Below are 7,583 nucleotides of genomic sequence, written 5' to 3'. Positions count from 1 at the left end.
CCGCATCGAGCGCTTCTTCTGCCGCCTCAAGCAGTTCCGAGCCATCGCCACCCGCTACGACAAACGAGCCGACCATTTCGCAGCAGCCACAAAGCTCGCCGCCGCCATCCTCTCATACAATTGACGACACACCCTAGCGGTAGGCGACGCATTGCTCGCAGGCGGTGCCGGTCACATCCTTGCGCAAGTGGGCATCGCGCAGCGTCTGGAATGTCAGGCTGTTCCAGCCCTCGCGGAATGATACCTGCGTCAGATCCGCCATATGGAAGCGGCCGTCGTGATCGAAGCAGCAGGCCGACAGCTTGCCGTCCCAGGCGATATGGCCTTCGGTGAAGATCGACCAGCAGGGCAGCGGATCGCGTAACGCCTCCAGCCGGCCGCGATTGCCCGCCGTCGGCTTCCAGCCCAGCTTCTTCTCCCGATCCGTCACCAGATCCGCCTGGTTGTAGAGCGGCAGCGCGTAGACCTCGTCGACGAAGGGCGTGATCTCGGCCACGGCCTCCATCATGCGGGCGCGCTGCTCGCCATCGTATTCTATGTACGAAGCATAGAGGCCGCAGAAATGGCCGGTCTCGGCGGCGACCTTGTCGCGCACGGCGCGCGCCGCCAGGATATTCGCCTTCATGTCGTCGAACAGGCGCGGCTTGACCCGGGCGACTTCGACGAACTGCGCCTCGTCGGCATAGTTATACGAGAATTTCAGGGAATCGAGGCCGTTGCGGAAGCAGGTCTCCAGCCGATCGGCGATGGCGAGCGAACCGTTCGTGGTGAGAAAGACATAGGGAAAGCCGCATTCCTGCTTGGCGAAAGCGATCGCCTCCTCCAGCCAGTCGCACAAAAAGGACTCGCCGAGATAGAACAGACCGATCTCCTCGACGCCGTCCTGGCGCATCTCGCGCAAGAGGCGTTCAAACAGACCGCGATCCATTTCGTCCTGCGCCCGCAGGCGGAAGGAGCGCGCGCAGAAGGTGCAGTTGTAATTGCAGCGGCCGGTCAGCTCGATCTTGACGCTGCGCGGGATGGGCGGCGTTTTGGTGAGATAGGCGTTTGAGATATGGGTGATCGCATCGACACGTTCTGTGATGCGCGGTGCAGCAATGCCGGACATGGGCTTCTCCCGTGGTGAGTCACGTCATTGCGGCATATAGAATGCCTGTTTCGCCACCTTGATTTGAATCAAGCCCCCGCCATCAATGATGGTTAGCGGATGATGAATGGCACGATGCTGTTCAATGGCTTTGGCGCCTGTCCGTCCCCGGGCCGATGATCGGCAAAAGAAACCCCGGAGGATTACGCTCCGGGGTTCACAGTTGGGGAACACGAGGGATCGTCCCTCGACGCTGACGGCTTTTTTATGGCACGAACGCCCCGCCCCGGCTGTGACCGGGGTCACAGCTTGCTAAAGTCATAAAATTTCCAATCAAAACTGCTCCATGCGACGCGCTGCCCACGGCGTGCCCGGGCTGCGTCGATCCGGCCGTCCCTTACCGATATTGAGCCACGTCAAAGAATTCGGCCGCTCGGTCATGCTCAATGGCGCAACGATGACACGGATAGCTCCTGCCGAAACGGATACCTCCACCCCTGCGGACCGGCGCTGGCTGGCCGAGCTGGCCAGCCTCGCCCAGGCGATCGGGCCGGTGCCGCGCTATACCTCCTACCCGACGGCGCCGCATTTCCGCGCCGTCGCCGAGGATACGGACTGGCGCCGCCAGCTTTCGGAACTGACCGATGGCGGCGCCTTCGCGCTGTATGTCCACATCCCCTTCTGCCGGCAGATGTGCTGGTATTGCGGCTGCCATACCCAGATCACCAAAAATGCCGACGCACTGGAGCGTTATGTCCGATACCTGCTGCGTGAAATCGAGGCCGTCGGCGCCCTGCTGCCGCGCCGGCCGCGGCTGAGCGGACTGCATTTCGGCGGCGGCACGCCGACCATCCTCGCCGCCGAGGGCCTGCGCCGCATCACCGACCGGCTGTTCGAGCGTTTCGCATTGCAGCCCGGCGCGGAGATCGCCATCGAGATCGATCCGCGCCATTGCGACCATGCCCTGGCACGCGGCCTTGCCGCCATGGGCGTCAATCGCGCCAGCCTGGGCGTACAGAGCCTGGACGAACAGGTGCAGCGGGCGGTGAACCGCATCCAGCCTTTCGAGGATATCCTCCGCAGCACCGATGCCCTGCGCGAGGCCGGCATTGCCGGAATCAATTTCGATCTGCTCTACGGTCTGCCGCATCAGACCGTCGCCAATGTGACCGATACCGTCGAGCGCTGCCTGACGCTGCGGCCCGACCGGCTGGCGCTGTTCGGCTATGCGCATGTGCCCTGGATGAAGCCGCATCAGGCGCGCATCGATGCCGCCGCCCTGCCCGATACGGCAGAACGCTTTGCCCAGGAGGCCGCCGCGGGCCATCGTCTGATGGCGGCGGGCTATCGCCGCATCGGGCTCGATCATTTTTCCCTCGCGGACGATCCGCTGGCCCGGCATGCGCAAAGCGGCACGCTGCATCGCAATTTCCAAGGCTATACGACCGAGGTGGGCGAGGTTCTGCTCGGCTTCGGCACCTCGGCCATCAGCACGCTGCCGGAAGGCTATGCCCAGAATATTCCCGCCGTGGCCGCATGGCGCCAAGCCTTGGACAACGGCCGCCTGCCGGTGGCCCGCATGCGGCACCTCAGTCCGGAAGATCGGCTGCGCCGCGCGGTGATCGAGCAGCTGATGTGCCATCTGCAGGTCGACCTGGCTGCGCTGGCCGCCGGGCATGGCCAGCCGGCGGCCCTGTTCGACAGCGATCTTGAGCGCCTGGAGCCGCTGATGCGCCACGATGTCGTGCGGCGTGACGGCTATCGCGTCATCGTGCCGGATATCGGCCGACCCCTGCTGCGGCAGGTCTCGGCGGTTTTCGACGCCTATCTGGCCCAATCGGCCGGCGTGACGCCGCGGCATGCGGCAGCATGACGCCGCATTCCGCCATGGGGCTCTTGCTTTTTCGCAACGCTGCCTTTTCTTTTGATCCGTCGAGTTTCCGCGTACCTCCCTGACAGCCAGAAAATCCGGAGCGACCATGAGCGCCTTGTTCACCCCCTTTCGTCTGGGCAAACTCACCCTCCCCAACCGCATTGTCATGGCGCCGCTGACGCGCAACCGCGCCGGCGCCGGGAACGTCCCCACCGAATTGATGGCCACCTATTACAGCCAGCGCGCCGGAGCCGGCCTGATCGTCGCCGAAGCCACGCAGGTCTGCCCCGAGGGCCAGGGCTATCAATCGACGCCAGGCATCCATAGCCCCGAGCAGATCGCAGGCTGGAAGCGCGTCACCGATGCCGTGCATGCTCGCGGCGGCCGCATATTCCTGCAGCTCTGGCATGTCGGCCGCGTCTCGCATACCGCCCTTCAGCCGGGCGGCAAGGCGCCGGTCGCGCCCTCGGCCATCCGCGCCAACACCAAGACCTTCGTGGACGGCGAATTCCGCGATGTTTCCGAGCCGCGCGCCCTGGAGCTGAGCGAGATACCCGGCATCATTGACGCCTATCGCAAGGGCGCGGCCAATGCGATCGCCGCCGGCTTCGACGGCGTCGAGGCGCATGGCGCCAATGGCTATCTGCTCGACCAGTTCCTGCGCGACGGCAGCAACAAGCGCACCGACGAATATGGCGGCAGCATCGAAAACCGCGCCCGGCTGATGCTGGAAGTGATGCAGGCGATCGCAGCGGAAATCGGTCCGGAACGCACCGGCATCCGCATCTCGCCGGTCACGCCGGCCAACGATGCGCATGACAGCAATCCGCAGCCGCTGTTCAATTACGTGGTCGAGCAGTTGGACCGGCTGAACCTTGTCTATATCCATATCATCGAGGGCCAGACCGGCGGCGACCGCAATTTCGGCGCCGGCTTCGATTACGGCGCCCTGCGCAGCCGCTTCCGCAATGCCTGGCTGGTCAACAATGGTTACTCGCGACAAATGGCCGAAGAGGCCGTCAGCGGCGGACGGGCCGACCTGGTCGCCTTCGGCCGCCCCTTCATCAGCAATCCCGACCTGGTCGAGCGGCTGCGCCGCAATGCGCCGCTGACGCCGCCCGACCGCACCACCTTCTATGGCGGCGGCGCGAAGGGCTACACCGACTATCCGGTCCTGGAGGCAGCGGAATAGCCCGCCTGCAGGTATTGTCATCCCGGCCAGGCGGCGCCGAAACGCGCCTCCTGGTCCGCCGCGCTGGCCGTGGCATCCTGGCTCGCGGAAATCTGATTGTCCTGCCGGCGGCACCCGCCCTATCGTCTAGGCACGTGTTGAACCCGCGCCGCTCCCTGGTGTTGGTGGTGATCGACGCGAATTCAACGAGCCGCGATGTTCTTCGACAGGGTCCAAAATCTCGCCCCCCGCCTCGTCTCCCTGGCCACCGCAACGCCGCCATTCGAATTGCGGCAGGACGAAGTGGCCGCGCGCGCCGGCGATGTCTTCGCCTCCAGGGTCGCTAATTTCAGCCGCCTGACGCCGATCTACCGCAACGCGGAAATCGAGACGCGGCATTCCTGCGTGCCGCTCGACTGGTATGTCGAACATCACGGCTTTGCCGAGCGGAACAGCCTCTTCCTGGAGAATGCCGTCGACCTGCTTGCACAGGCGGCGCGCAAGGCCCTCAGCGAAGCCCGGCTCGACGCAGGCGATATCGATGTCCTGATCACCGTCTGCTCGTCCGGTATCGCAACTCCCAGCCTGGACGCCCGGCTGATGCAGCATATGCCCTTCCGGCCCGATGTCCTGCGGCTGCCGATTTTCGGCCTGGGCTGCGCCGGCGGCGTGCTGGGCCTGTCCCGTGCCGCAGCCCTTGCCCGGGCGCAACCGGATTCCCGGGTGCTGCTGCTGGTGGTCGAGCTCTGCGGCCTCACCTTCCGGCATAGCGATCTGTCGAAAAGCAACATTGTCGCCACCGCCCTTTTCGGCGACGGCGCCGCCGCCGCGATCATCAGTTGCCGTGGCGAATACGGGCCATCGCAGTCCGGCCCGGGCAAACCCTGTCTGGGGCCCTCGGCCGAGCATATCTGGCCCGACAGCCTGGATGTCATGGGCTGGGACATTGCCGAGGACGGCCTGAAAGTCGTCTTCTCCGGCAGCATTCCGGATCTGGTGCGCAACGACCTGCGGCCGGTGGTGGACGGCTTTCTGGCGCGTCACGGAGCGACGATCGGCGACATCGACGGCTTCGTTTGCCATCCCGGCGGCGCCAAGGTGGTGGATGCGCTGGAAGAGGCGTTCGGGTTGCAGCCCGGGGCGCTGGCGCATGCCCGCGATGTGCTGCGCCGGCATGGCAACATGTCATCCGTGACCGTGCTGTTCGTCCTGAAGGCGGCCCTGGAGGCCGGCGATCGCGGCGTCCAGTTGCTGACCGCGCTCGGACCGGGTTTCACCGCGGCGATGCTGCTGATCGATCTGGCCTGACATGCCGCCGTCCGATTGGCCGCCGCTGATCCTGGCGCTCGGTTTCGTGGTGCTGCAACGCCTGGCCGAGCTGGCCCTGGCGCGGCGCAACACCCGCCGCCTGCTGGCGCAAGGCGGCCGGGAATACGGCGCAGGACATTACCCGCTTTTCATCCTTCTGCATGCCTCCTGGCTGGCGGCGATCGCCATAAGCGTTCCGCTCGCAACGCAACCCGTCTGGCCGCTGATCGGCATTTATGGACTGTTGCAGCTGCTCCGCGTCTGGATCATCGCCACGCTCGGCCGCTTCTGGACCACGCGTATCATCACCTTGGACCATCAACCACTGGTGCGGCGCGGCCCGTTTCGCGTCCTGCGCCATCCGAATTACTGGGTGGTCGCGGCAGAGATCCTTGTCCTGCCGCTCGCCTTCGGCGCCTGGCCCGTCGCGCTGATCTGGTCGGTTCTGAATGCATTGCTGCTGCGGCACCGCATCGGCATCGAGGAAGCCGCCCTGCAACCGCGCCACGCCATCGCCTGCCGTTCTTCTTCTGAGGCGGCCTAAGATTGGAACGATTTTGAAATTCCAAATTCCAGCTGGCCGCTAACATTCGAAGCCGCGCGCCGGCGGCGGCAGAATTACGGTTTTACGAGCAGCCGAAAATTGCTTTTGACAAGCCGACGGATCGGAGTCTCAGTATGCGACGGCCCTGATCGGCGGCTTGTCGGCCTCGCGCGACAGCATAATCACGATCCAAATCAAATTTCGTCGGAGCGCCTGCCGCTATAAGGGCCGTATGGATCACGCAGAGCGTTGGCTCGCGCCCATGTTCGCGCCAACTGGCTTGAATCAGGATAGGCAAAGGGAGAGACGACCATGACCGCTACACGAAGCTCAAAGGCGACTGCTCCGCGCGGGAACGGCAACGGCGATGTCACCCAGGCTGCGAAAGTGCAGGCCGAGACTTTCTGGAAGGCGCAGGAGCGCCTCTTGAACATCTATGGCAGCTTCATGAACCACTGGCTGGAACGCCGCCATCGGGCAACCCAGGCCGCCATGGAAGCGACCCAGCGGATGTTCGCCTCGGATGGCCAGGCCGGCGATATCCCGTCGATCTGCAGCGAGTTCATGAGCGGCAGCCTGCAGCGCCTGTCGGCCGATATTCAGGAATGCCAGGAATGCAGCAGCGAAATCGCCAGCATGATGCAGAATGCGGTGCCGGCATGGCCCGCCACGGCCTCTGGCCGGACCGAGAACCAGCCGGCGGCCCAGGCGGAGTAAGCGGCTGAATGAGCGCGGCCTAAGCGCGGCCTAAGCGCGGCCTAAGCGCACTGGGCAAAAACGGACTGGCCGGCGGGCCGCTCTCGCCGGCCGGCCCCTTTCATCCGGGGATGGATACCTCCTGGATTCCCCCGAAAAACCTTCCTTGAGGATTGGCGTCGCCCCCGGCGATCTGCTATAGAGCCGGGCCGTCGCAGACGTTTGCGGCAATCCTGTCGCCTGCCAGCAGGCCGAGCCAGGTAAGGGCGGTTAGCTCAGTGGTAGAGCGCCTCGTTTACACCGAGGATGTCGGGAGTTCGACCCTCTCACCGCCCACCAATTTCCGCAAGCCAGCCCGGCTTTGGCGACATTTTGGCGACATATTTTATTGCGCGTCAAGCTCAGTCAGCCGTTGCCCCTCGCGGTGTGATCATATAGGGCGAAGCGCCAGAAGCCGGCGTACTGCTCGCCGAAGATTTAAGCTTCGGCTTTTTTGATGCCTTCGTTTTCGCCGCCACCTTTGGCTTTTTGGCTGCTGACCACCTTCGCAGATGTGAATGCCAAATACGGTACGGCAATCCAGATTGGAACCTTCATAGGTGGAGTAATTCTACTTGGCCCGGTGAAGGCGGTTGCCGCAGAAGCTATCACAGTCGGTATCGATCATCTGGTGGGGGACGATCTAAACGCCGCGGTAAATTCAAGTATTCAGGCGACCGCTGATAAACTGCGGCAGTACGATCACTCTCTTAGCCAGGAGCAGTGACCTGCTCCCGTTGATGCCCTCGTTTATGGGGAGAGTCTGTTCTCAAGATGCCCCATTACGGGGCGGGTTGCAAACTCGGTTGGCGTAAGGCCGCGCAGACTGGTATGCGGCCGGTTGGTATTGTAGTCGATGCGCCAG

8 protein-coding genes, 1 tRNA gene and 1 pseudogene are annotated in these 7,583 nt (G+C 64.1%); 8 read left to right on the top strand and 2 right to left on the bottom strand.

What is annotated here, in order from left to right; translation table 11 throughout:
* A pseudogene (locus tag VF194_RS09350) lies at nucleotides 1–124 on the top strand (IS5/IS1182 family transposase); the annotation flags it as partial.
* 9 nt (nucleotides 125–133) lie between these two features.
* Here VF194_RS09350 and VF194_RS09345 read toward each other — a convergent pair.
* Nucleotides 134–1,108 (bottom strand): radical SAM protein, encoded by a 975-nt coding sequence (locus VF194_RS09345; protein ID WP_330890292.1) that lies wholly within the window; start codon nucleotides 1,106–1,108, stop codon nucleotides 134–136.
* A 436-nt stretch (nucleotides 1,109–1,544) separates the two neighbouring features.
* Between VF194_RS09345 and hemN the strand changes: the two genes are divergently transcribed.
* From hemN to VF194_RS09310, 7 genes are all read left to right on the top strand, one after another.
* Nucleotides 1,545–2,960 (top strand): oxygen-independent coproporphyrinogen III oxidase, encoded by a 1,416-nt coding sequence (hemN, locus tag VF194_RS09340; RefSeq protein WP_330890290.1) that lies wholly within the window; start codon nucleotides 1,545–1,547, stop codon nucleotides 2,958–2,960.
* Between the two features lie 106 nt (nucleotides 2,961–3,066).
* The gene (locus tag VF194_RS09335) at nucleotides 3,067–4,152 is read left to right on the top strand and encodes an alkene reductase (RefSeq protein WP_330890288.1); all 1,086 of its coding nucleotides are present in this window, start codon (nucleotides 3,067–3,069) and stop codon (nucleotides 4,150–4,152) included.
* A 195-nt stretch (nucleotides 4,153–4,347) separates the two neighbouring features.
* Complete coding sequence (locus VF194_RS09330; protein WP_330890286.1) at nucleotides 4,348–5,439, top strand: type III polyketide synthase; 1,092 nt, start codon at nucleotides 4,348–4,350, stop codon at nucleotides 5,437–5,439.
* A 1-nt stretch (nucleotide 5,440) separates the two neighbouring features.
* A complete protein-coding gene (locus VF194_RS09325) occupies nucleotides 5,441–5,983 on the top strand; it encodes an isoprenylcysteine carboxyl methyltransferase family protein (protein WP_330890284.1) in 543 nt (180 codons plus the stop codon).
* 312 nt (nucleotides 5,984–6,295) lie between these two features.
* Nucleotides 6,296–6,700: a hypothetical protein gene (locus VF194_RS09320; protein WP_330890282.1), complete on the top strand. Its 405-nt coding sequence runs from the start codon at nucleotides 6,296–6,298 to the stop codon at nucleotides 6,698–6,700.
* A gap of 243 nt (nucleotides 6,701–6,943) precedes the next feature.
* Nucleotides 6,944–7,018: transfer RNA gene (locus tag VF194_RS09315), tRNA-Val, on the top strand.
* A gap of 157 nt (nucleotides 7,019–7,175) precedes the next feature.
* Entirely contained in the window at nucleotides 7,176–7,445 is a 270-nt protein-coding gene (locus VF194_RS09310) for a hypothetical protein (protein WP_330890280.1), read from the top strand.
* 23 nt (nucleotides 7,446–7,468) lie between these two features.
* On the opposite strand, the gene VF194_RS09305 is transcribed toward VF194_RS09310, so the two are convergent.
* Nucleotides 7,469–7,583, bottom strand: a 115-nt coding sequence (locus VF194_RS09305) for an integrase core domain-containing protein (protein ID WP_330890277.1), incomplete at its 5' end; no start/stop codon positions are given.

The organism is Ferrovibrio sp. (assembly GCF_036381655.1).
In the GTDB taxonomy this organism is placed as follows: domain Bacteria; phylum Pseudomonadota; class Alphaproteobacteria; order Ferrovibrionales; family Ferrovibrionaceae; genus Ferrovibrio.
Note: the sequence above shows the minus strand (reverse complement) of the source record. Positions and strands in the feature narration are given on the sequence as shown.

Bases quoted from the DNA above. Each gene is read 5' to 3' on its own strand.
- VF194_RS09345 (WP_330890292.1), bottom strand. From the start codon at position 1,108: ATGTCCGGCATTGCTGCACCGCGCATCACAGAACGTGTCGATGCGATC.
- hemN (WP_330890290.1), top strand. From the start codon at position 1,545: ATGACACGGATAGCTCCTGCCGAAACGGATACCTCCACCCCTGCGGAC.
- VF194_RS09335 (WP_330890288.1), top strand. From the start codon at position 3,067: ATGAGCGCCTTGTTCACCCCCTTTCGTCTGGGCAAACTCACCCTCCCC.
- VF194_RS09330 (WP_330890286.1), top strand. From the start codon at position 4,348: ATGTTCTTCGACAGGGTCCAAAATCTCGCCCCCCGCCTCGTCTCCCTG.
- VF194_RS09325 (WP_330890284.1), top strand. From the start codon at position 5,441: ATGCCGCCGTCCGATTGGCCGCCGCTGATCCTGGCGCTCGGTTTCGTG.
- VF194_RS09320 (WP_330890282.1), top strand. From the start codon at position 6,296: ATGACCGCTACACGAAGCTCAAAGGCGACTGCTCCGCGCGGGAACGGC.
- VF194_RS09310 (WP_330890280.1), top strand. From the start codon at position 7,176: ATGCCTTCGTTTTCGCCGCCACCTTTGGCTTTTTGGCTGCTGACCACC.